The sequence below is a fragment of the Chachezhania antarctica genome, assembly GCF_003646465.1.
Classification (GTDB): domain Bacteria; phylum Pseudomonadota; class Alphaproteobacteria; order Rhodobacterales; family Rhodobacteraceae; genus Chachezhania; species Chachezhania antarctica.
Genome location: NZ_QZEX01000020.1, coordinates 1 through 22,000 on the forward strand (window position 1 = coordinate 1; position 22,000 = coordinate 22,000).

General features: G+C 64.6%; 26 protein-coding genes and 1 tRNA gene. 8 read left to right on the top strand and 19 right to left on the bottom strand.

Annotated elements, in window-relative coordinates; translation table 11 throughout:
- Positions 1–124: 124 nt before the first annotated feature.
- From D4754_RS22475 to D4754_RS22485, 4 genes are all read right to left on the bottom strand, one after another.
- Positions 125–619: a DUF1937 family protein gene (locus tag D4754_RS22475; protein ID WP_121068284.1), complete on the bottom strand. Its 495-nt coding sequence runs from the start codon at positions 617–619 to the stop codon at positions 125–127.
- The gene (locus D4754_RS24165; protein WP_163026032.1) at positions 612–773 is read right to left on the bottom strand and encodes a hypothetical protein; all 162 of its coding nucleotides are present in this window, start codon (positions 771–773) and stop codon (positions 612–614) included. The genes D4754_RS22475 and D4754_RS24165 overlap by 8 nt, the downstream gene beginning before the upstream one ends.
- Positions 770–1,012 (bottom strand): hypothetical protein, encoded by a 243-nt coding sequence (locus D4754_RS22480; RefSeq protein WP_121063443.1) that lies wholly within the window; start codon positions 1,010–1,012, stop codon positions 770–772. Before D4754_RS22480 ends, D4754_RS24165 begins: the two co-directional genes overlap by 4 nt.
- Before the next feature lie 77 nt (positions 1,013–1,089).
- Positions 1,090–1,299, bottom strand: coding sequence for a helix-turn-helix domain-containing protein (locus D4754_RS22485; RefSeq protein ID WP_121068365.1), 210 nt, complete (start codon positions 1,297–1,299; stop codon positions 1,090–1,092).
- An 85-nt stretch (positions 1,300–1,384) separates the two neighbouring features.
- Between D4754_RS22485 and D4754_RS22490 the strand changes: the two genes are divergently transcribed.
- From D4754_RS22490 to D4754_RS22510, 6 genes are all read left to right on the top strand, one after another.
- On the top strand, positions 1,385–1,756 hold the full coding sequence (locus D4754_RS22490) for a helix-turn-helix domain-containing protein (protein WP_121068286.1): 372 nt from the start codon (positions 1,385–1,387) through the stop codon (positions 1,754–1,756).
- Between the two features lie 376 nt (positions 1,757–2,132).
- Positions 2,133–2,591, top strand: coding sequence for a hypothetical protein (locus D4754_RS22495; RefSeq protein WP_121068288.1), 459 nt, complete (start codon positions 2,133–2,135; stop codon positions 2,589–2,591).
- A gap of 12 nt (positions 2,592–2,603) precedes the next feature.
- Positions 2,604–2,795 (top strand): hypothetical protein, encoded by a 192-nt coding sequence (locus D4754_RS24170; protein WP_163026033.1) that lies wholly within the window; start codon positions 2,604–2,606, stop codon positions 2,793–2,795.
- Entirely contained in the window at positions 2,795–2,995 is a 201-nt protein-coding gene (locus D4754_RS22500; protein ID WP_121068290.1) for a DUF4031 domain-containing protein, read from the top strand. Before D4754_RS24170 ends, D4754_RS22500 begins: the two co-directional genes overlap by 1 nt.
- Entirely contained in the window at positions 2,959–3,294 is a 336-nt protein-coding gene (locus tag D4754_RS24685; RefSeq protein WP_121068292.1) for a helix-turn-helix domain-containing protein, read from the top strand. The genes D4754_RS22500 and D4754_RS24685 overlap by 37 nt, the downstream gene beginning before the upstream one ends.
- The gene (locus tag D4754_RS22510) at positions 3,201–4,184 is read left to right on the top strand and encodes a tyrosine-type recombinase/integrase (RefSeq protein ID WP_240453985.1); all 984 of its coding nucleotides are present in this window, start codon (positions 3,201–3,203) and stop codon (positions 4,182–4,184) included. Before D4754_RS24685 ends, D4754_RS22510 begins: the two co-directional genes overlap by 94 nt.
- A 20-nt stretch (positions 4,185–4,204) precedes the next feature.
- Here D4754_RS22510 and D4754_RS22515 read toward each other — a convergent pair.
- Positions 4,205–4,281: transfer RNA gene (locus D4754_RS22515), tRNA-Arg, on the bottom strand.
- Positions 4,282–4,465: 184 nt separating this feature from the next.
- On the opposite strand from D4754_RS22515, the gene D4754_RS22520 reads away from it, so the two are divergent.
- Both D4754_RS22520 and D4754_RS22525 read left to right on the top strand, forming a co-directional pair.
- Positions 4,466–5,497, top strand: a complete 1,032-nt coding sequence (locus tag D4754_RS22520; protein WP_121068296.1) for a LacI family DNA-binding transcriptional regulator — start codon at positions 4,466–4,468, stop codon at positions 5,495–5,497.
- A gap of 7 nt (positions 5,498–5,504) precedes the next feature.
- Complete coding sequence (locus tag D4754_RS22525) at positions 5,505–6,722, top strand: winged helix-turn-helix domain-containing protein (protein ID WP_121068298.1); 1,218 nt, start codon at positions 5,505–5,507, stop codon at positions 6,720–6,722.
- Here D4754_RS22525 and D4754_RS22530 read toward each other — a convergent pair.
- The 14 genes from D4754_RS22530 to D4754_RS22595 form a co-directional block, all read right to left on the bottom strand.
- Positions 6,719–7,648 carry a helix-turn-helix transcriptional regulator gene (locus tag D4754_RS22530; protein WP_121068300.1) on the bottom strand — a complete coding sequence of 310 codons (930 nt, stop codon included), beginning with the start codon at positions 7,646–7,648 and terminating at the stop codon, positions 6,719–6,721. The genes D4754_RS22525 and D4754_RS22530 overlap by 4 nt on opposite strands.
- Positions 7,649–7,733: 85 nt before the next feature.
- Entirely contained in the window at positions 7,734–8,153 is a 420-nt protein-coding gene (locus D4754_RS22535) for an acyl-CoA thioesterase (RefSeq protein WP_121068302.1), read from the bottom strand.
- Positions 8,153–9,331: a benzoyl-CoA 2,3-epoxidase subunit BoxA gene (gene boxA, locus D4754_RS22540; RefSeq protein WP_121068304.1), complete on the bottom strand. Its 1,179-nt coding sequence runs from the start codon at positions 9,329–9,331 to the stop codon at positions 8,153–8,155. Before boxA ends, D4754_RS22535 begins: the two co-directional genes overlap by 1 nt.
- Positions 9,332–9,345: 14 nt before the next feature.
- Positions 9,346–9,630, bottom strand: coding sequence for a hypothetical protein (locus tag D4754_RS22545; protein WP_121068306.1), 285 nt, complete (start codon positions 9,628–9,630; stop codon positions 9,346–9,348).
- A gap of 67 nt (positions 9,631–9,697) precedes the next feature.
- Positions 9,698–11,149 (bottom strand): benzoyl-CoA 2,3-epoxidase subunit BoxB, encoded by a 1,452-nt coding sequence (gene boxB, locus D4754_RS22550; RefSeq protein ID WP_121068308.1) that lies wholly within the window; start codon positions 11,147–11,149, stop codon positions 9,698–9,700.
- A 135-nt stretch (positions 11,150–11,284) separates the two neighbouring features.
- Positions 11,285–12,946 (bottom strand): 2,3-epoxybenzoyl-CoA dihydrolase, encoded by a 1,662-nt coding sequence (gene boxC / locus D4754_RS22555; RefSeq protein WP_121068311.1) that lies wholly within the window; start codon positions 12,944–12,946, stop codon positions 11,285–11,287.
- 146 nt (positions 12,947–13,092) lie between these two features.
- On the bottom strand, positions 13,093–13,542 hold the full coding sequence (locus D4754_RS24490) for a DUF309 domain-containing protein (RefSeq protein ID WP_240453986.1): 450 nt from the start codon (positions 13,540–13,542) through the stop codon (positions 13,093–13,095).
- On the bottom strand, positions 13,529–14,356 hold the full coding sequence (locus tag D4754_RS22565) for an alpha/beta fold hydrolase (RefSeq protein ID WP_121068312.1): 828 nt from the start codon (positions 14,354–14,356) through the stop codon (positions 13,529–13,531). Before D4754_RS22565 ends, D4754_RS24490 begins: the two co-directional genes overlap by 14 nt.
- Before the next feature lie 3 nt (positions 14,357–14,359).
- Positions 14,360–15,892, bottom strand: a complete 1,533-nt coding sequence (locus tag D4754_RS22570; protein ID WP_121068314.1) for a benzoate-CoA ligase family protein — start codon at positions 15,890–15,892, stop codon at positions 14,360–14,362.
- Positions 15,893–16,098: 206 nt separating this feature from the next.
- Positions 16,099–17,916: a feruloyl-CoA synthase gene (locus D4754_RS22575; RefSeq protein WP_121068316.1), complete on the bottom strand. Its 1,818-nt coding sequence runs from the start codon at positions 17,914–17,916 to the stop codon at positions 16,099–16,101.
- The gene (locus D4754_RS22580; RefSeq protein ID WP_121068318.1) at positions 17,891–18,430 is read right to left on the bottom strand and encodes a MarR family winged helix-turn-helix transcriptional regulator; all 540 of its coding nucleotides are present in this window, start codon (positions 18,428–18,430) and stop codon (positions 17,891–17,893) included. Before D4754_RS22580 ends, D4754_RS22575 begins: the two co-directional genes overlap by 26 nt.
- A gap of 264 nt (positions 18,431–18,694) precedes the next feature.
- Positions 18,695–20,194, bottom strand: a complete 1,500-nt coding sequence (locus tag D4754_RS22585) for a TRAP transporter large permease (protein ID WP_121068320.1) — start codon at positions 20,192–20,194, stop codon at positions 18,695–18,697.
- Positions 20,191–20,778 (bottom strand): TRAP transporter small permease, encoded by a 588-nt coding sequence (locus D4754_RS22590; protein ID WP_121068322.1) that lies wholly within the window; start codon positions 20,776–20,778, stop codon positions 20,191–20,193. Before D4754_RS22590 ends, D4754_RS22585 begins: the two co-directional genes overlap by 4 nt.
- 67 nt (positions 20,779–20,845) lie before the next feature.
- On the bottom strand, positions 20,846–21,892 hold the full coding sequence (locus D4754_RS22595; RefSeq protein ID WP_121068324.1) for a TRAP transporter substrate-binding protein: 1,047 nt from the start codon (positions 21,890–21,892) through the stop codon (positions 20,846–20,848).
- Positions 21,893–22,000 lie beyond the last annotated feature (108 nt).

A 22,000-nucleotide genomic window follows, 5' to 3' on the forward strand; every position in this document is an offset into this window, starting at 1 on the left:
GTCCGTGGGGGGTCCGGCATCCGCGGGCGATGGCCTTCGTCCCGCGCCACCTCGCGCATCCGTTCGCCCAAGCGGCCCTGGTAAGCCGGGCCCATGACGGGCCGGATCGGCGGGCTGAAGTATTTCAAGGCATCTCCCCCATCACGAACACCGGCGTGCGCAGGCCCAGGGCCCACCGAAGGACGGCCCAGACCTCGGCACTGGCGTTCCAGCCCGGCACGGGCGCGATCGCCACCGCGCCGGCCCCGCGCAGGAACGGCGCCGACCAGCAGGCCCAGAATTCGCGGTCCAGCGGATCAAGGCGGAATTCATCCATGTCGGCCTGCACCATCCCCGCCATCAGCGCGGCGACCGGCAGCGCCGTGACCCCGGCCAGCACCAGCTCACGCGCGCAGGCCATCGCGGCGTCGCCACAGGCGATCGATGCGTCGAGGTCGAAAGGCATGCCGTTGGCATCGCCTGCGATGTCGTCGACATAGGGCGTGGCCAGGTACACGATCCGGCCCGCCGCGTGTCGGGCGATCAGGGCGGGCGTGGCATTGTGGGTCAGGAGGCCGGCCGCGGCGCAGTGGTTCAGCGCCGGGTGCGTCCAGTCAGGGATGGCGGGCAGCTCAAACATCGGCCCGCGCCTCGCGCCGCTCAATCGTTTTGGTCAAAAACGTTTGGGCGGGGGTCAAAAGACTGGCCAGCCATTGAAAAGTTATTCCAGACCCGGCGAGGATGCCGATGGCGAGGGACACCGCCCCCCGCGCAATACGAAGGGCGGCAATCATGCGGTCTCCTCCCCCATGTGCTTGGTCAGCGCGTCGCCGTGGCGCAAGACGGCCATCATGACGAATTCGCCACCGGGCTTGTTGGCCCCGTTCCACCAGTTGAGAGCCGTCTGGTACCGCACACCGAACGCGACCGAGACTTCCTCCGGATTGCGGTAGTTCTCGTGAAGGAATTCAGACCAGCGCGCTGCAAAGAACGTACGAAATCCGCGTGGTTCAAAAGGTTTGGATAAAGACATTTGAGCTGGTGCCCCCCTATGTTCGCCTTGTGACGGGCGAACAGGAACACTGGTTGAAAGGGCGGATGCGGAGGCCATCAGAGGGTGGTCTCCGTTTCTGTTTGGGCGGGGTTCTGCTCCATGTACTTTACGATTTTGTCTGCGGTCTTGAGAGTAGGCGATCCATCGCCAGCCTCCCATTTCGACCACGCCGAACCACCAAGCTTGGCCGCTCTCTGGATCACAGTTGAAGGCCGTACCCCCAGCGCGTCCGCGTAGGCGCGCACCATATCCATGAACTGCTCCATGATCACGGGATAGGACTTTTGTCCTACACCGTCAAAGGATTTTTGAACGATAGGCGAAAAAGCCTATTTCGTTAGAATTGAAGCCATGCCCGAGCCAACTTTTTCAGAACGCCTTCAAAGTGTAATCGACCGGGATCCGAACCTGACGGTAGCGGGACTGGCGGTCAAAGCCGGGTTGGACAACAGTGCCCTGCGGTCGCTTCTATCCGGGCGAGTAAAGAACCCGCGCATGGATACGGCCATCAAGGTTTGCGCGGCACTCGGGACCACACTCGAGGATTTCATGTCCGGGGCATTCCAGGCCGGGCAGGTTCCTGCTGACTCAGAATTGCAGCGTATTCGTTCCCTACTGTCCGAACTATCACCTCGAGAGCGCCATCTTCTGATAACCTACGGAGAAGGTCTTCGCGATGCGCATCGTCCTGGCAGCGAAGAACCTCCAGAAGACGACGGATAAACTCTTTACTTTCCACTGACACCTCCCTGTGGACAGGAACATTTAGCGAACAGATGACCAGATTTTCAATGCACAAGATGTTGGATATCCCGCCAAGGTTGAGCCAAAGGAGAGTGCAACTAACAAGCCGAAGCTGCAGAATCGGCAGAACGAAGCTTCGGAAGCGGTCAGTTGCCTAGCAAGGGCTGTGACTTGGAGTTCCGTTAGCCTCATCGTGGTTCGGCGCACTCGTTGCCGCTGCCAACGATACGCGAACAACGAATCTCATCATAGGTTTTTTATCCTACTTTTGTTGACTTAGGTTTTTTGTACTATTACAAAACCCTCCATTGACGCCGCGTGCCACAGGCATACCGGGGTCCTATGGAGGAAACAAATGCACGCGCAAGCCGACAACATCGCCCCCGAACTTGTCACCCTCTGCGACGAGTTGGACCGCCTGCCGCAGGCCGAAATGGCCGACCGTCTGTGCACAGCCATCATGGAAAACGACGGCCTGCTGGCCCTCCCGTCGCTCAATAGGCGCCGGGGGCAGGCAGGCTACGAATTCCAGGTCTTCGGCATCCGCGCCAGCGGCCACACCCAGCGCGCGGCCGCAGAACTGTGGCGCTGCACCGCCCGCACGGCGATCGGCGGCTACGATGCCCCCGCCGTCGGCGACATGGTTGTGCTGCAGGCGCAACTGCGCTGGCTGCAATCCGCGATGATCATCCGCATGCCGCCCGACACGCGCCACCGCTGGGCCACGCTGGCCGTGGCCATTTCCACCGACCACGGCCTGCTGACCCGCGCCGATGCGGTGCTACGTGCCAGTGTGCCGATGGCGGCGGAATAGGAGCGCAGCCCCATGGATCATCGAAACGCAACCATGTTCACCCTGCCGGCGATCACCGCATCGGCCCCGCGGGCACCAGCGCAACGACGGGCCCAGAAACGGAAGCCGACCGCCCATTGGCTCGGTTGGGCACTGCCCGCCGCACTGGTGTTTTGGGTTATTTTCCTCGCCGTGATCGCAGCGGCTTGCGCAGGGGCGCTGTGATGGCCGTACACGTCGATGACATGCGCGCCCTGTTTGGCCGCGTGGTCATGTGCCACATGGTTGCCGACACCACGGCCGAGCTGCGCGGACTGTCCCGTTTGATCGAGGCCGCGCGTCTGCGCAGCCGGTCCTTCCCGGGAATGATGAACGCCGCCGCCGACCAATGGGGCGGATATGCGATGCAGGAGGTAGCAGCGTGAAGGCAGAACCCGCCCGCCCCTACACCCCCGAGCAACTGGCTGTCCGATGGGATTGTTCCGCTGAGACCGTCCGGGCCATGATACGGTCCGGGAGTCTCCCGGCATTCCGAGTCGGCGGGAAACTCTTGCGCATCGCGCGCCAGACCGTGGAGGACTTCGAGTGCGGGACTATCGGATCGGGAGACTCAAGGGACGTTTCGTCGTCATGTGGAACGACGACGACGGCACGCGGCGCCGATATCGCCTTGCGGCACACACGGCCAAGGAAGCCGAACGCGAAGCCCGCGACGTCATCCTGACTGCCTCTGCGCCACCTTCCGGCCTGACAATCGCGCAGGCGTGGGGGGCGTACCAGGTCGAAATGGGTGAGCGCAGGCAAGCTGCCAAGTTGGCACAGACGGGCAAAAACGTATTGCCCGAGCTCGGCCACCTATCCGCCGAAAGCCTGTCCCGCGACGACTGCCGGCGTTACATCGCCTTGAGACGTGAGGGCGGCCGCAAGGACGCGACGATCCGCACGGAAATGGGATGCCTGCGGTCCGCGCTGCTGTGGGCCGCCAAGGCCCGCCTCATCCCCCGGGCGCCAGAGGTGGAAATGCCCGGTACGCCTCCCCCGCGGGAACGCTATCTGACGCAGAGCGAAGCTTTGAAGCTGATCGCGGCTGCATCCGACCCGCACATCCGCCTCGCCATGCTTTTGATGCTAACGACGGCAGGGCGGATCGGCGCCATCCTGGAACTGACATGGGATCGGGTGGACTTCGATCGCCGTATCATCAGGCTCGCCACGACCGACATAGGGCCGCGTAAGGGCCGTGCGACCGTGCCGATCAATGACACGCTCATGGCAGCACTGACGGTCGCCAGAGAGGCAGCCCTGTCGCGCTTCGTCGTCGAATGGGGCGGACGGCCAGTGAAATCGATCAAGACCGGCTTCAACGCCGCCGTGAAGCGCGCCGGGATCGATCACTGTACCCCGCACGATCTGCGGCGCACTGCCGGCCGCTTCATGGTCGAGGCGGGCGTGCCGATCGAGGAAGTCGCCCAGTACCTGGGCCATACGAATCCGAACGTGACGCGCTCGACCTACGGCCAATTCAGCCCCGAACATCTGCGCCGCGCAGCGGGCGCACTGGACGTTTTTGGAGGCGTTTCGGTTCAACGAACCAGAGGTAAAACCCAAAAATGAGAACTAAGTCATTGTTTTTATGGTGACCCCGGCAGGATTCGAACCTGCAACCTGCCCCTTAGGAGGGGGCTGCTCTATCCAGTTGAGCCACGGGGCCAGCCATGCGCAAACGCGCGCGGGGACCGGTTAGCACAACCGGTTTCGGTTGTCTCGCCATCAATTCCCGCTGACCCTCCGCAACAGGGCCGTAACGGAAAAGCGGCGCGCGGGTGCGAGCGTTGTTGAATCCCCTGAACCGCTCACGCTAACATCGCGCATAGTTTTCCCGGAAGGTTCCTCTGTTGGCAGCTCCCCACAACCGCCCCCTGACATTGCGCGATGTTTCCGAAGCTTCGGGCGTGTCGGAAATGACGGTCAGCCGGGTGTTGCGGAACCGTGGCGACGTGTCGGATGCCACCCGCGCCAAGGTGCTGAAGGCGGCCAAGGACCTGGGCTACGTCCCCAACAAGATCGCGGGCGCACTGGCCACCAGCCGGGTGAACCTTGTCGCCGTGATCGTGCCGACCCTGTCGAACATGGTCTTCCCCGAGGTCCTGATGGGCGTGAACGAGGTGCTGGACAATACCGACCTGCAGCCCGTCATCGGCCTGACCGACTATACCCCCGCCAAGGAGGAACGTGTCCTCTACGAGATGCTGTCGTGGCGGCCGTCGGGCGTGATCATCGCGGGGCTGGAACATTCCGATGCCAGCCGGGCGATGCTGAAATCCGCCGGCATCCCGGTGGTCGAGATCATGGATACCGACGGCACGCCGGTCGACGCGATGGTGGGCATCTCGCACCGCCGCGCGGGCCGCGAGATGGCCGAAGCGGTGCTGGACGCGGGTTACCGCCGGATCGGGTTCATGGGCACCAAGATGCCGCTGGACCACCGCGCGCGGAAGCGGTTCGAAGGCTTCACCGAACGGCTGGCGAAATCGGGGGTGGAGATCGAGGACCGCGATTTCTACCTTGGCGGCTCGGCCCTGGCCAAAGGGCGCGACATGACGAAGGCGATGCTGGAACGCTCGCCCGATCTGGATTTCCTGTACTATTCCAACGACCTGATCGCCGCCGGGGGCCTTTTGTACCTGATCGATCAGGGGATCGACATTCCCGGCCGCGTCGGGCTCGCCGGCTTCAACGGGGTCGAACTGCTGCAGGGCCTGCCCCGGCAGCTGGCCACGATGGATGCCTGCCGGAAGGAGATCGGGCGCAAGGCGGCCGAGATCGTGATCCGCCGCCTGGCCGAACCGGATGCCACGGAGCGCGACTCCGTCACGCTGGCGCCGACGATTGCCTGGGGCGATACGCTGAAACGCACCGGGCGCTGACCGCGCCATGGCTGCCCCCCATCTCGACAATCGCACCGCGCGGCGGCTGTTCCTTCACAGCCACGGGCTGGGCGCAGCGCCCGCCGGCCCCGGCAAGGGCGCCGACCTGATGGACGTGGTCGAACGGCTGGGCTTTGTCCAGCTTGACAGCGTGCGCACCGTGGCGCGGGCGCATGACATGATCCTGCGGGCGCGGCGGACGTCCTACCGGCCCCCTGCCCTCAAGAGGCTCTACGAGGTCGACCGCCAGCTGTTCGAACACTGGACGCACGACGCGTCGATGATCCCCAAGGCCTACTACCCGCACTGGCTACTCAGGTTCGACCGGGATGCCGCGCGGCTGAAGGAACGCTGGAAATCGTGGCAGGGCGAGGCCTTCCAGTCCAAGTTCGACGATGTGCTGACGCATATCCGCGACCATGGATCGGTGTCCTCGGCCGAGGTCGCGCCGGAGGAGGAACGGTCGAGCGGCGGCTGGTGGGATTGGCACCCGTCGAAGGCCGCGCTGGAGTTCCTGTGGCGCACGGGGCAGCTGGCCGTCGTGTGCCGGAACGGGTTCCAGAAACGCTATGACCTGACGGAGCGGGTGATCGAGGAACATCTGCACACCCCCTCCCCCCGACCCGAGGCGCAAGAAACCATCGACTGGTGCTGCCGCGGCGCGCTGAACCGGCTGGGCTTTGCGACATCGGGCGAACTGGCGGCCTTCTGGGCGACCGTTACACCCGACGAAGCCAAGGCGTGGTGCACCCGCATGCTGGCGGCCGGAGAGATCGAGGCGGTAACCATCACCTGCAATGACGGCGCGGTCCGCAAGGTGTTTGCCTGGCCGGGGATCGAAAAAGAAGCCGCCGCTCTGCCCCCGCCGCCGGGGCGGATGCGGGTATTGTCGCCCTTCGATCCGGCCCTGCGAGACCGTAAGCGGGCCGAGCGGCTGTTCGGCTTCTACTACCGGATCGAGATTTTCGTGCCCGCGCCCAAGCGGATCTACGGCTATTACGTCTTCCCGCTGATGGAAGGCGACCGGCTGGTCGGCCGGATCGACATGAAGGCCGACCGCGACGCGGACGAATTGGCGGTCACCGCACTCTGGCCCGAGACCGGGGTGAAATGGAGCACGGGCCGCCAAGGACGTCTGGAGGTCGAACTGGACCGCGTCGCCCGGTTCTGCGGTGTCGCCTCGGTACGCTGGCTGGACGGCTGGCTGCGCGACCCGAAGGTTTAGCGCGGCGCCAGAAACCCGCGCGCTTCGATCAGGCACAACAGGTCTTCCAGCGACTGTTCGGTCGTCTTGCCTGACGTGTCCAGATGCGCCTCGGCCCGTGCGTAAAGCTCCTCGCGTTCGGTGAGGATCGAGCGCAGCTGCTCCATCGCTTCCGGGTTGCCGGCCATCGGACGTTCGTCGCCCTGCGCGCGGACGCGGGACATGTGTTCATCGGGGGACGTGCGCACCCAGACCGTGTGGAAATGGGCCAGAAGCTGGGCATAGGCCTCCGGGTCCGACACGATGCCGCCGGCAACCGCCAGCACCAGCGCATCGTGGGTTTCGACCATCCGCGTGACAGCCTGCGCTTCCAGCTTGCGATAGCCCTCCTGCCCGTAGAGCGCCATGACCTCGGCCACGGGCATGCCGCTCTGATCCTCGATCTCCTTGTTCAGTTCCACGAAGGGCAGCCCCAGCGCATCGCCCGCCAGTTCGCCCAGCGTCGATTTTCCGGCCCCGCGCAGACCCACAAGGCAGATCCGGTTGCGCCGCGCATCCGGGACCTCTCCCGGCGCGAGAAGTTCCAGCACCTGCGCCTGCACTTCGGCCGACGCCGCGCGATACAGATCGGCAATCCGCGTCGCCTCCCCCGGCAGATGGGGTTCGCCCGCGATCAGCCATTCAAGGCGCTGGTCCAGCGCGACGGCCACACGCTCCAGCAGCGCGATCGAGATGTTTCCCTGTCCGGCTTCCAGCTGCGCAAGGTAGCGCGCCGATACCCCCGATGCCTCCGACAGCGCCCGCCTTGGCACGCCCTTTTCCGTCCGTGCGGCCCGAACCCGCGCGCCCACGCGGCGCATCACGTCGGATGGCAGCGGTTCCGGCGCCTCCGGTGTGGAGTGGGCGCGAGGCGGACGTAATCCGCGGGGCAGTGGCTGGTCGGACATGAGAAACCTTTAAGAACAATACGCCCGAGGCTACCCCGAATACTTTCCAAGGAAAAGGATGGATGCATTATTCTTCCAGTGGGTCTCACACTGGCAGGTAAGGCTCCACCGCCGCGCGGATTTCATCGGGTGCCGGGCGCGACGTGAAATCGGCGGAGTTCGTGAAGACGCAGACGAAGCGGCCTTCGAAACAGGGCGTGCCATCCTGCGATCCTTCGACGGCGAACTCGATGCTCTTGGTGCCCAACCGCACGGGCCGGACCGCGCAGATCAGCCGGTGGCGCGGCGTGACGGGCGACCGGAAATCGAGCCTCATGTGCACGAAGGGAGAGCCATAGCCGCGGTCGATCTCCATCTGGAACCAGCCGTCGCCGTCCAGCACATGTTCCCAGAACCCGTTGATCGCATCCAGCGCCCAGGCGGGAATGCGGGCGGTGTAGGCGATCCTGGCCGGGTCGCAGTCGCCCCAGGTGACGCGGATTTCGTGCAGGTACGGATCCCGCACTAGTAGGTTTCCACGTGATAGCGCCCGTCTTCGCGCATCTCGTCCCGGATCGCCATCCAGTCCAGCCCAGCGCTGCGCGCAATGTCGGACAGGGCCTGATCGACCCCCTGCTCCATCGCCTTCAGGCCGCAGATATAGATGTACCCCTTGGGGTCCTTCATCAGCGTCAGCACGCGGTCGGCTTCATCGCGCAGACGGTCCTGAACATAGGCCTTCTTTTCCCCCGTCTCGCGCGAGAAGGCGAAGAGCTTGGACATGAAGCTGTCGGGCACCTTCTTCAGCGGCCCGAAATACGGCAGCTCCGCCGGCCGCCGGGCGCCGAAAACAAGCGTCAGGGAGCCGTTCAGAGACGGAAACTCCCGCTGCCGGTGCATCGTGAAGGCGCGGAACGGGGCGGACCCGGTGCCGGTGCAGATCATCAGCAGGTGCGCCTCCGGGTCCGACGGCATCAGGAACGTGGCGCCGAACGGCCCCGTCAGGCTGACCTTGTCGCCCACCTTCAGGTCGCAGATGTAATTCGAACACAGCCCGTGCTCCTCCCGCTTCACGGTCAGGGAGATGTTGTGATAGCCGGCCCGTTCGCCATCCCGCGGGCTGGACACGGAATAAAGCCGCGGCAGGTGGGCCTTGCCGTCCGCGTCCTTGCCGGGCGCGATGATGCCAAGGCTCTGACCTTCCAGCACCGGGAAGGGCAAGCCGCCGAGATCGAGGATGATGTGGCGCACGTCGCTGTCGCTGCCCGCCTCGGTCAGGCGGAAATTGCCGGTCACCGTCGCCTCGGCCGGTTTGCCGAGGTTGTACATGTTGATCGCGGGCTTCGATGCCGTCGCCGGCGCCTTTGCTTTGCCCCCGGCCCCGGCATGGGCCTGGGCCAGAAGGGCCGCGATGGGATCCTCTTCGGCCTCGTCCTCGTTGGCTTCGATCTCTTCCTGCTCGGGCAGTTCCATCCATTCGTACTGGTCGTCCAGCGAATAGGGGTCCGCCACCACGCGCCAGTTGTCGATGGATCCGGTGGGGCAGACCGGGATGCAGTCCATGCAGAAATTGCATTTCGATGCGTCGACCACGACGTTGTTGTCGTCATGTTCGATCGCTTCGACCGGGCAGGCCATTTCGCAGGTATAGCAGCGGATGCAGATCTCGGGATCGATCACGTGCTGCTTCAGGGGCTTGTTCATGAGGGCTTCCGTGATCAGTCGCCGTCGCCCGACCGCGCGGACCGCCGCAGCACTGCGTCGGGCACGGTCAGCGCATCCAACAGGGCAAGACAAGTCCCGTTGCAGCCGGGGCAGTCGATGCAGGGCCCATGGATCGTCGAAAGCTGACGCGACAGGGTGTTGGTCCGGGTGCGGGGCGTGGGTTGGCGAGCAATTTCCATCTCGGTTGCCTCCTCCTTGGTCCGGTCATCCGGCCTGGGTGTCTGGGTCACCTTGGTCTTTGCGCGGTGCGCGCGGGACGGGAACGGGATGATCTTCACGGGAACAGACCGGGATGTCGAGTGAAACCGCTGCGCGGGCGCCCCCCGCGCACCGGGATGGCGCGTATCAGGCCATGTGCAGCTTGACGTATTCGAAGTCGCCCGGCTTGTTGTCGATCCCGACCTTCGGCGGCGCGATCCAGCTGGCGTACTGGCCGGGTTCGGTGACCGGTGTCATCAGCGACTGGATGAAATCGCCATCCGCCTTCGACGGCAGCCATTCGCCGGACTTCGCATCGAATTCCTCCTGCGACAGCAGCGTCCCATCGGGCGCGAAGGTCTTGCCCGCGAACACCCCGATCTGGCGGTGAAAGCTTTCGTGCGGCAGGGCCATTTCGAATTTCACGCCGGTCTTTTCGATGATCTTGTTCCAGCGGCCCACGCCACCGGCGGCATCCTTGGTGTAATCGTCGCGCAGACGCATGTTGATCGCCGTCAGCGCCGGGACCGACTTGCGCACCAGCTTGCCATCCTCGAAATCCCACACGTCGTAGGTGGCATCGTTCAGCTTGTGGTCGTCCTTGATCCGGCTTTCCATGAACCGGCCCTTGATGCCGGAATTGAACGCGTTCGCGGCGTTGGTCGAAACCTCCTGCCCGAAAAGGTCCAGCGACAGGGTGTAGTGCAGGTTCAGCTTCTTCTGGATCGTCGGCAGGTCGATCACGCCCAGCGCGCGGATCTTGTCGATGTCGTAGGGATCGTCGATCCCGGCCTCGATCATCGCCTCGCAGGTCTTCTGGATCGTACGGCCCACACCGGTTTCGCCCACGAACATGTGGTGGGCTTCTTCCGTCAGCATGAAGCGGCAGGTGCGCGACAGCGGGTCAAAGCCCGATTGGGCAAGGCTTTCCAGCTGCATCTTGCCGTCGCGGTCGGTGAAATAGGTGAACATGAAGAACGACAGCCAGTCCGGCGTTTCCTCGTTGAAGGCACCCAGCATCCGCGGCGCCTCGTCCGAGCCCGAGGACCGGCGCAGCAGATCGTCCGCTTCCTCCCGCCCGTCACGGCCGAAATACTTGTGCAGCAGGTAGACCATCGCCCAAAGGTGGCGGCCTTCTTCGACGTTCACCTGGAAGAGGTTGCGCAGGTCGTAGAGCGACGGCGCAGTCAGGCCAAGGAAGCGCTGCTGTTCGACCGATGCGGGTTCGGTATCGCCCTGGATCACGATCAGGCGGCGGAGCATCGACCGGTATTCGCCCGGCACTTCCTGCCATGCGGGTTCGCCGTAATGTTCGCCGCAGGGGATGCGGCGGTCTTCGACTTGGGGGGCCAGCAGAACGCCCCAGCGGTAGTCCGGCATCTTCACGTAATCGAACTTGGCCCAGCCCTTCGGATCGACGCTGACGGCGGTCCGCAGGTAGACAAGGCTCTCCTGGAATTTCTGCGGGATCAGGTCGTTCCACCAGTTGATGTAGCCCGGATGCCATTTCTCAAGCGCCTTCAGCACGCGCTTGTCGGAGCTCAGGCCCACGTTGTTCGGGATCTGCGTGTCGTAGCTTACGTTGATCAAGTCGGACATGTCCGGTCTCCCTCAAATGCTGGTTGCGCGGGGTCCGCGCTGTTGTCTTTCGGGTCATGGTGCGTGGAAACCACGCACCCTACGGATGCCGCCGCGGCAGGGTGCGTGGTTCCTACGCACCGCAACGCCCGGCCGTTACACCCGCTCCATGTTGTAATCGCCGCGCTTGCCGGTGCCGTAGCGGCGCAGCGCACCGTCTTCGCCCACCGCGTTCGGGCGCTGGAAGATCCAGTTCTGCCACGCGGTCAGCCGCCCGAAGATCCGGGTTTCCATCGTTTCGGGCCCGGCAAAACGCAGGTTCGCCTCCATCCCCGTCATCGCATCGGGCGAGAAGCTGGCGCGTTCCTCGAAGAAGATCCGCACCTCGTCCTCCCAGTCGATGTCATCCAGGATCTGCGTCACCAGCCCGGCCTCGTCTGCATCCGCCGCCTCCAGCGGTTCGCCGATCCGGTCCTTCAGCGCGGTCACGGTGTCCGGCTCGCCCAGGAACCGCGTCTCAAGACGGGTCAGGTCGTTCGACATGCGGTAGGTGCCGAAATTGCCCTCCGACAGGGTGACCGTCGCCATCGGGCGATTGTCGCCGTCGAACTCGTCTTCCATCATGTAGCTGCGATCGACCGACCACAGCAGTTCCGCCAGCACGCCCGCGTAGCACGACCCGTGCTCGACCAGCGCCACAAGGCTGCGCGAGGTCATGTCGACCCGCTTCAGCACCCGCTTCCAGTATTTCAGCATCTCGTTGGCCAGCCAGTGATCCTTGTTCGCCAGCAACAGCGCCTCGTGCGCCAGAACCTGTTCCGGGTCGCCCTGCGTGGTGAAAGCCACCAGCCCGATCTCGCGTTCGTTCAGGCGCAGGTGCAGCAGCGCATCGTCCAGTTCCCGCGCGGCGCGAAGCATGTAGGCCTGGTCCCCTGCTGCCAGCAGCGCATCCATGTCGGCGGGCGCATCGGCGTCCGGGCCTTTGACCCGGATCGTGGCCTTGCCGACCGCGCGGTCGATATCGACCTCGACCAGCGAATAGGTGACCGACCCGTCCTCGCCGAAACTGCGCTGGATCGGCGTCAGTTCGATGCCCTTCAGATCGCCCGGTTTCGCGGACGCGGCCGCGAATTCCTTCGCCCGCTCCTGCACCGTTTCGTCGAATGTCGCGTTGGGGATGACCTCGTCCACCAGCCGCCAGTCCCGCGCGCGCTTGCCCTTGATGCCTTCCTCGATCGAACAGAAGATATCGGCCCGGTCGCGCCGAACCTTGCGCTTGTCGGTCACACGCGTCAGCCCGCCCGTGCCCGGCAGCACGGCCAAGAGCGGCACTTCGGGCAGCGCGACGGAGGACGAACTGTCATCGGTCAGCATGATGTAGTTCGACGCCAGCGCCAGTTCGTACCCGCCCCCGGCGCAGGCGCCCTTCACGGCGCAGATGTATTTCTGGCCGGAATCCTCTTCCGCCGCCTCGTAGGTGTTCCGCGTCTCGTTCGTGAACTTGCAGAAGTTCACCTTGTGGGCATGCGCGGCCCCCGCCAGCATCCGGATATTCGCGCCCGAGCAGAAGACCTTGTCCTTGCCCGATTGCATGATGACGACCTTCACTTCGGGATGTTCGAACCGCATCCGCTGGACGACATCCGCAAGCTCGATATCCACGCCCAGATCGTAGGAGTTCAGCTTCAGCTTGTAGCCGTCGAACAGCCCGCCATCCTCGTCCACGTCCATGTAGAGGTTGGCGATCTCGCCATCGTATTCCACCCGCCAGTGGCGGTACTTCGACGGATCCGTCTGAAAGTCGATACGCTGGGACATGCCTTGCTCCGATATCTCGTCATCTTGGGTGCATCTTAGGCGCCGACAGACGCCCGGTAAAGATAAACGTGCATCATATTGCCCACTACGGACCCAGAATTGGGCTGCAGTTCCAGATTTTCATCCATTTTATGCATTATATTTCTCTATTCAGACGTCAGACCCGCTTCCACCCGCTCCAGCCAGTTCAGAAGCTCCTCCGGATCCCGGCCCAGAATCACCTGCCCGCCGCCCCCGATCTCGCTCACATGCCCTCGCGCAATTTCGCAAAGCCGAAGCGCGGCCTTCCCGCGCCCCATCCGCGCCTTCACCGTGGCGTTGGCCCCCTGGATCACGGCCTGCACGAAGATCTTTTCGGCCGATCCGTCGGGCAGAGCCATCCAGACCGGCTCCAGCACCTCGTGCGCTTCCCAGCCATAACCCGCCTGCATCAGCGACCACCCGGCCGCCCATGACCGGCTTTCCGCCAGATCCTTGGGCGAAAGCCCGGGGCGGATCTCGTAATGGAACGCGGCGAACAGCTCCTCGGGATGCCGCGCCGTCTGGCCCGGCAGGTACGCATGGGGCGGGCGCCAGTCGGGATCAGGCGGTTTCAACCCGGGCCGCCTCGAACTCTTCCAGATGGTCGATGAAGCCGGAAACGCCTGCCAAAACCGCCTCGGGCTGTTCCAGATGCGGGGCGTGACGGCAGTGGTCGATCACCAGCATCTCGACCGGCGCGTAGGAGCGCTCATCGATCACCTCGATCTGGGCCAGCGAGCCGTACTGATCGTCGCGGCCTTGAATCGCCAGAACCGGCACGCGGATGTAGTCGATGGTGTCGGCCACGTTCCACGCCTTGAAATCCGGGTGCAACCAGACATCGTTCCAGCCCCTGAATGCCCCCTCGGGATCGCGGTGATACTTGGCCATCTTCGCGCGCATGTCGGTATCGGCGAACGCGGTGCGGGCCTTCGCGATCTCGGCCAGCCCCATATCTTCGGTGAAGAAATGCGGCGCCATCAGGATCATGGCGCGGATGCGATGGTCCTGCACGTTCCCGGCATGAAGTGCCGCGATGGTTGCCCCATCGGAATGGCCGAACAGGATGAAGCGTTCCGCGCCGATGGCATCCAGCACATGGGGCAGCACGTCGACCGCCTCCCGCGTCATGAAATCCAGCGGCTTGGGCAGTTCGGTCGGGTCCGACTGGCCGTAGCCCTGCCGGGAATAGACAAAGACTCCGCAGCCCGCCCGGTCGGCCAGCCGCGCGGGGAAATCGCGCCACAAAGCGGCCGAGCCCAGCCCTTCGTGCAACAACACGATCGTCGGCGCCGCGTCGCCGGGTTCACGTCCGAAACAGGCGTATTCCAGCGTTACCCCGTCCACGGTCAAGGGGGTCTTCGGATCGGCCGACCAGTCGAGTGCCATCGCTTACATCTCCCGCAACTTGAACCGCTGGATCTTGCCCGTCGCCGTCTTCGGCAGATCGTCGGCAAACTGGATCCAGCGCGGATACTTCCATTTCCCCACGCGGGTCTTGACGAAGTCCTTCAGCTCGGCCTCCAGCCCGTCGCGCAGCGCGCCGTCCTTCAGCACGATCACCGCCTTGGGCTTTTCCAGCCCCTCTTCGTCCCGCTGGGCAATGACGGCGGCTTCCAGAACGGAGTCGTGCCCGATCAGCGCCTGTTCCACCTCGAACGGGGACACCCAGATCCCCGACACCTTGAACATGTCGTCCGTCCGTCCGCAGTAGATATAGCGGCCATCCCCGGTCAGTTCGTACTTGTCGCCGGTACGGGTCCATTCGCCCTCGAACGTCGCGCGGCTCTTGTCGCGGCGGTTCCAGTAGCCATCGGCAGCGGACGCACCGCGCACCAGCAGTTCGCCCACGTCACCGGGACCGACGTCCGCGCCATCCTCGTCGACAAGCCGCACTTCGTAGCCCGGCACCGGCTTGCCCGAGGTGCCGTAGACCACGTCCCCCGGAGCGTTCGACAGGAAGATGTGCAGCATCTCGGTCGATCCCACGCCATCGAGGATATCGACGCCCCACAGGGCCGCCCATTTCTTGCCGATCTCTTCCGGCAGCGCTTCGCCCGCCGAAATGCAGCAGCGCAAGGGCGCCTCCGGGCGGCCGTTGCGTTCGTAATGGTGAACCGTCGCGGCATAGAGCGTCGGCACCCCGCAGAAGATCGTGGGCTTTTCCGTGCCCAGCACCTCCGTCACCGTTTCGGGCGTCGGGCGGCCGCCATACAGGATCGCCGTGGCACCTGCCGCCTGCGGAAAGGTCATGCCGTTGCCCAGGCCGTAGGCGAAGAACAGTTTCGCGGCGGAAAAGATCGTGTCGTCTTCCCGGATCCCCAGCACCTGCACGCCATAGGTGTCCGACGTCGCCTGCAAGCTGCCGTGGACATGGCGCACGCCCTTGGGCTGCCCCGTGGAACCCGAGGAATAGAGCCAGAAGGCCACGTCATCGCAGGAGCAGTCCAGCGTCGCCGCCGGTTCCGTGCCCGCCATGAACGCATCGAAGCTTTCCGTGCCGTCCGGCGCCTCGCCCCCGATCACCACGATGTGCCGCACGTCCGGTGCGCTGCGCGCGGCGTCTTCGACCACCGGCCACAGCTCGGACGAGACGAACAGCACGCTCGCGCGGCTGTCCTTCAGGATGATGTCGTAGACCGAGGCCGACAGAAGCGTGTTCAGCGGGATCGGCACGACGCCCGCCTTCATCGCGCCCCAGAAGATCAGCGGGAATTCGATCTGGTCCAGCACCAGCATCGCCGCCCGCTCCTCGCGTCGGATGCCCGCGCGGGCAAGCGCCGCGGCGACGCGCCCCGAGCCATCTGCGAGGTCACCGTAGCCCAGGGAACGCTTGGCGCCCCCGGCCTCGCGAAAGGCGGTCTTGGCCGCCCGGCCTTCGGTGACATGACGGTCCACGAAATAGGATGCTGCGTTCCCGGACATGGTGCGATTTCCTCCCTTGCTGGGCCCTGACGGACCTTGCATCGCTGCCGACCGCCGCCCTGCCGGAGCACCGGACAAGACAGCGGATCAAGGCGCGTCCATGGGCTCCGCTCCTCCTGGAGCCCATGGACGAATCCTGCCTGGCCCATAATGCAGCGCGCCCGCCGTATTGCAACATAATGCTTCATATGTGCATTATAGTGCACCTAAATCCGGATCACGGCCGGGTCGTCGTCATCGTACAATCGCTCCAGCACCGACTGGCGCCGCATCAGCAGCTTGCGGAAGTTCAAGTTCCCCTTTGCCGTGATCTCCCCGTCCGCGATCGAGGGCGGTTCCGACAGGAAAAGTGCCCGCGTCACCCGGTTCGATGCGCCATGGGCGTGCTTCGCGGCATGGGCCAGTTTTGCGCGCAGTTCCTCCTGCACCTCCGCTCCCACGGCGGCCGCGCCATCGGCGGTCAGGCGGCCCATTGCCATCAGGTTCGGCGCGGGCACGATCAGGATCCCCACCTCGGTTTGACCTTCCCCTGTCAGCACCACGTCTGCCGCCAGCGGCGCCAGCGCGACCAGCATGTCGAGCCGCAGGTTCCCCGCGCGCACCCAGACGCCGGACATCAGCTTGAAATCCTCGGTTATCCGGCCGTCGAACCGCAGGCCGCGATTGGCGTCGGACGGATCGACCAGCCGCATCGCGTCACCCGTCGCAAAGAAACCTTCGGTGTCGAACGCCTCTGCCGTGCGGTCCGGGTCGCGGAAATAGCCTGGGGTGATGTTGGGGCCCTTCACGCGCAGCTCGAACCGGTTGTCGCTGCCCTCTTCCGGCATCAGCTTCAGTTTCGTCCCCGGCATCGGCACGCCGACGACACCCGCTTCCTGCGTTTCCTCCTGCAGGATGATGCAGGCGGGCGCGGTTTCGGTCATGCCCCAGGAGGTCGTCAGCCGCACCCGCTGCCCGCGCACCTCTTCCGACATGTCGACAAGATCCTTCCACACGTCCCGGGGCAGCGAGGCCCCGGCATAGAAGATCATGTCGAGATCGGCGAAATAGCTTTCCTTCAGCGCCCGGTTCACCTTCATCTCGTCCCGCAGCAGCTTGAAGCCAACAGGCACGTTGTAGGCGATGGTGCCGTTGCGCTGGATGTTGTTTTCGACCGTCTTGGGGAACAGCGCGGGCGTGGGCTTGCCACTGTCGATATACAGCGATCCGCCAAACGCCAGCATCTGGTTGAAGTTGGCCGACCCGCCGAACACGTGGTTCCACGGCAGCCAGTCGACGATCCGCGGCGGGCGATGCTTCAGGAAAAGCAGCGAATCCGCGTACATCGTCTGGTTCACGCACATCATCCGGTGGGTCGTCATCACCCCCTTGGGGTTCGAGGTCGAGCCCGACGTCATCAATATCTTCACGACCGAGTCCGGGCCCACCTTTTCGGCGGCGGCCTCTACATCGGCCCCGCCGCCTTTCAGCAGATCGGCCATGGTCCCCTGGCCCGGCGCCGGATTGCAGGTCACGACGATGTCGTGGCGCGCGAACTCCGCCAGCGCATCCGCGTATTGCGCGCCGTCTTCGGCGAATATCATCCGGGGCCGGATCAGGTCGGCCACATAGCGCAGCGTCCCGCGGGCATCCGGGATAAGGGCGTATTGTTCCGCCACAGGCACGGTCGGGATGCCCACCCAATGCGCCGCCATCGACAGGATCCCGTGCGCCACCGAATTGCCCGATATGATCAGGATCGGCGTGTCCGGCCCCAGCCCGCGCTCCAGCAACGCGGCGGCAATCGCCCGCGCCTGTTCCAGCGCCTCGCCATAGGGCAGTTCGTACCAGCCATCGCCGTTGCGTTCGGCCAGGAAGGTCGCGCCCGGCCGCTCGGCCGCCCAGCGTTTCAGCCACTGGTCGGTGGTGTCGACATGGTCCGACAGCGCATGGCCAGAGCGCAGCAGGATGCTCCCGTCGTCCCTGTCCTCCCGCAGCACGTGGTTGCGTGCGAACGCCTCAATCGTCTTCGTCTTCGTCTTCATCCTCGTCCTCCTCCCCCCGGGCGCGTGGCCCCGTCTCCGCAAGGCCCGTCTCCACGAGAACCGACAGGGCGCGGATCAGCGCCTGACGGTCCTTCTCGCTCAGGCCCTTGGTGATCCTCTCCTCGTGCTCGGTCACCGCGGCGAGCGCCATCCGGTACAGTTCGTGTCCGGCCGTCGTCGCCTCCAGCGCATAGGCGCGCTTGTCGTCCGGGGCGCGCTCCCGGCTGACAAGTCCCCGGCTTTGCAAATCGTCCAGCACGGCGACGATGTTCGGGCGCTCAACCGCCAGCGCATCCGCCAGGTGCGCCTGCCGCAGGCCGGGAGTGTCGACGATGACCGCAAGGGCCGAAAAGCTGAACATCCGCAGGCCCAGTGGCGCCAGCGCCGCGTTCACGTCCGACCGCACGACGCTTTCGGCGCGCTTGATCAGGTAGCCCGAGAACCGGCGCAGCGTGGCATCCGGCGCAGGATCCAGCGTCGCCCGAGCGACCGGTTTGCGGCCCGGCGCCGTCATCCCCGCCGCCGTGCGAAGGCAAGAACCGCACAGACGTCTTCCCTTGCGCCGTTTCGGATCGCGTCCGCCATGCCGCCTCCCCAAGCCTCGCGCATTAGATATGACTTATATCGAAATTCATACAATCCCCGCGCGCATCACTCAAGCAAAACACGCGCATCGGGCATGGCCCGCGCGCGTGGCCCGTGGCGAGGTCGGGGCCCGCAGGGGCCCCGGCCGACGGGAGGGCGGGCGGGCCACGGGCCGCGCGCGCGGCTCACGGCGTTATCGGGCGATCAGGAACAGGGTGATGAACGGGAAGGCGACAAGGATCACCACGCGGATCAGGTCCGAGGCCACGAAGAACATCACCGCCTTGTAGGTCTCCACGATCTTCGTCTGCCGCTCCATCGCGTTGATAATGAACAGGTTCATCCCCACCGGCGGCGTGATCAGCCCCACTTCGACAACGATCAGCACAAGGATCCCGAACCAGATGGCCACGTATTCCGCCTCGATCCGGTTCGCCATGCCCCGGCTCATCCGGATATCCAGCGCGCTCATCTGCTCGCGCGTCAGCTCCGCCCCGCCGGCAATTGCCTGCTTGATCGAGGCGAGCATGTCCGCCCCCATCCCTTCGGGCACACCGTTCTTCAGCACGTCCATCGCCAGCCCGGCCTGCAGGTCGGCCAGGTTCGTCAGCCCGAAATCCATGGCCGAGATCACGGGAAAGAAGATCGGGATCGTCAGCAGGATCATCGACAGACTGTCCATCAGGCAGCCGAAGATCAGGTAGAAGACAAGGATCAGCGCCAGCACGAACCACGGCGACAGGCCCTGGCTGACGACGAAGTTCGAAAGCTCCTGCGGGACCTGCGTCAGCGCAAGGAAACCGTTGTAGAACCCGGCGCCCAGCACGATGAAGAAGATCATCGCCGTCGACCGCGCGGTCACGGTGAAGCTTTCCATCAGCGTGAACCGCGTCAGACCGCCGTTCAGCCACGCGATCAGCCCGGTGCCGAAGGCACCCACGGCCGCGCCTTCGGTCGGTGTGAACCACCCGGCATAGATGCCGCCCACCACAAGGAAGAAGACCAGCAGCACGGGCCAGACCTTCAACAGCGCCACCATCCGTTCCGACCACGGCATGCGGTCCTTCACGCCGGCCCTGTCAGGGTAGATCCGCACGTAGATCGAGATCGCGATGACATAGCCCAGCGCTGCCAGAAGGCCGGGGATGAAGGCGGCAAGAAACAGCTTGGCGATGTTCTGTTCGGTCAGGATCGCATAGATCACCAGCACCACGGACGGCGGGATCAGGATGCCCAGCGTGCCGCCCGCGGCCAGTGTCGCCGTCGAAAACCCGCCCGCGTAGCCGTATTTCCGCAGTTCTGGCAGCGCGACCCGGCCCATCGTGGCCGCCGTCGCCAGCGACGATCCGCAGATCGCGCCGAAGCCGGCACAAGCGCCGATTGCCGCCATCGCGACCCCGCCCTTGCGGTGGCCCAGGAACCCTTCGGCCGCCTTGAACAGCGCCGAAGACATGCCCCCCAGCGTCGCGAAATGGCCCATCAGCAGGAACATCGGCACGATCGACAGCGAATAGCTGGAAAAGGTCGAAAACGTCTCGTTCTTCAGCTTGGCCAGTGCGACGGTCGTGCCATCCGTCACCCAGACAAGCCCGCCCAACCCCACGACGAACATCGCAAGCCCGATGGGCACCCGCAGGAAGATCAGGATCATCAACGCCGGGAAGGACGCGATACCGATTTCAAGCGGCGTCATTGCGGCACCTCTTCGGTTCCGTCCCAGACGATGATGCGGCCGGTCACGCATTCGATCACGCGGACACAGGCCATGTAGACGCCGACAATCGCCGCCGTGACCGACGCGGCGAAGCTGGCCGCATAGGCCCACCAGACGGGAAACTGCAGCAGGAACGTCGTCTCGGCATAGCGGATCTTGTCCTGCATGCCGACGCACAGCCGCCACGAGATCAGGATCAGCACCGCGGCGAACAGGATTTCCACCAGCATCCGCAGCGCCCGTTGAACCGGGGCGGGAAACTGGCTGACCAGAAGATCGACGGACGCGTGCCCGGCAGTGATCTGGCAATAGGGAATGAAGGCAAAGATGGCGAAGGCCATGCCGGATTCGACGATCTCGAAATCACCGTTGATGGGCCCTGTACCCAGGTCCAGCATCCAGCGTGCAAACCCGGGGGCTACGGTTTCAAAGAAGCCGGAATGGAACAGCCCGTTCAGCTCGCGTCCCACGATGGACGCGCAGGTCAGCAGGATCAGGGCGCTCAGCGTCAGCCCGCCCAGCAGGGCCATCAAGCGGGCCAGCCCCATCATCAGCTTGTACAAAGCTCTCTCCCCCGTGTGCAGGGGCCGCGGCAGTCACCCGCCGCGGCCCCTTTGGTCTTGGTTGGTGTCAGTTCGCGTACTGGTCGGTGTACTTCTCGATCAGCGATTGCGCCTGATCGACCAGCGCCTGCCCGTCCTTGCCGCGCCCGTTCATGTCGGCGATCCATTCGTCATAGATCGGCTGCGACAGCGCGCGCCATTCCTGGGTGCCTTCTTCATCGATGGTGATGATGTTGTTGCCCAGGTCGACCGCAACCTCGCGCGCCGGACCGTCGGAATCGGCCTGCGTGCCCCCGGCAAAGACCGAGAATTCCAGCCCCGACGCATCGTCGATGGCCTTCTTCAGGTCGTCCGGCATGGCGTCATACTTGTCCTTGTTCATCGCCAGAACGAAGGTCAGCGTATAAAGCGCGTTGCCGCTGAACTCGGTATGGTTCTCGACCAGCTCCGGCACCTTCAGCGAGGTGGTCACTTCCCACGGGATCGTCGTGCCGTCGATCACGCCCTTGGACAGGCCTTCCGGCACCGCCGGCACCGGCATGCCCACGGGCGTCGCGCCCAGCTTGGTCAGCAACGCGTTGACCGACCGGCCACCGCCACGGATCTTCATGCCTTGCAGGTCTTCCGGCGTTTCCACCGGATCGGCCGTATGAATCATGCCGGGGCCGTGGACCCATGTGCCAAGGATCTTCACGTCCTTGAACTCGTCATCCTTCATGTGCTCTTCGAACATTTCCCAATAGGCGTGGCTTGCGGCACGGGCATTGGTCATGATGAAGGGCAGCTCGAACACTTCCGTCGTGGGGAAGCGGCCGGGCGTGTAGCCGACGACGGTCCAGACGACATCCGCCACCCCGTCGATGGCCTGGTCCATCAGCTGCGGCGGCGTGCCGCCCAGCTGCATCGACGGATACATGTCGACCTTGATGCGGCCGTCGGAATTGGCTTCGACATCCGCGGCCCACTTTTCCAGCACCAGCTTCGGCACGTTGGCCTGCTGCGGCAGGAAGTGGTGCATTCTCAGCGTCTCTTCCTGGGCGAATGCCGGTGCGGCTGCCATGGTGGCAAGCACTGCTCCGCCAGCCAGGCCCAGAAGCGTTCTACGATTGGTCATGGTTCTCCTCCTTTGACTCCCTGAAGTCCGTATACTTGTTAACTCTGTTCATCGTCATACCGCCCCGGCGTCTGCCGGATGCGCGTATCCCTCTCCGGCACGGTTTCC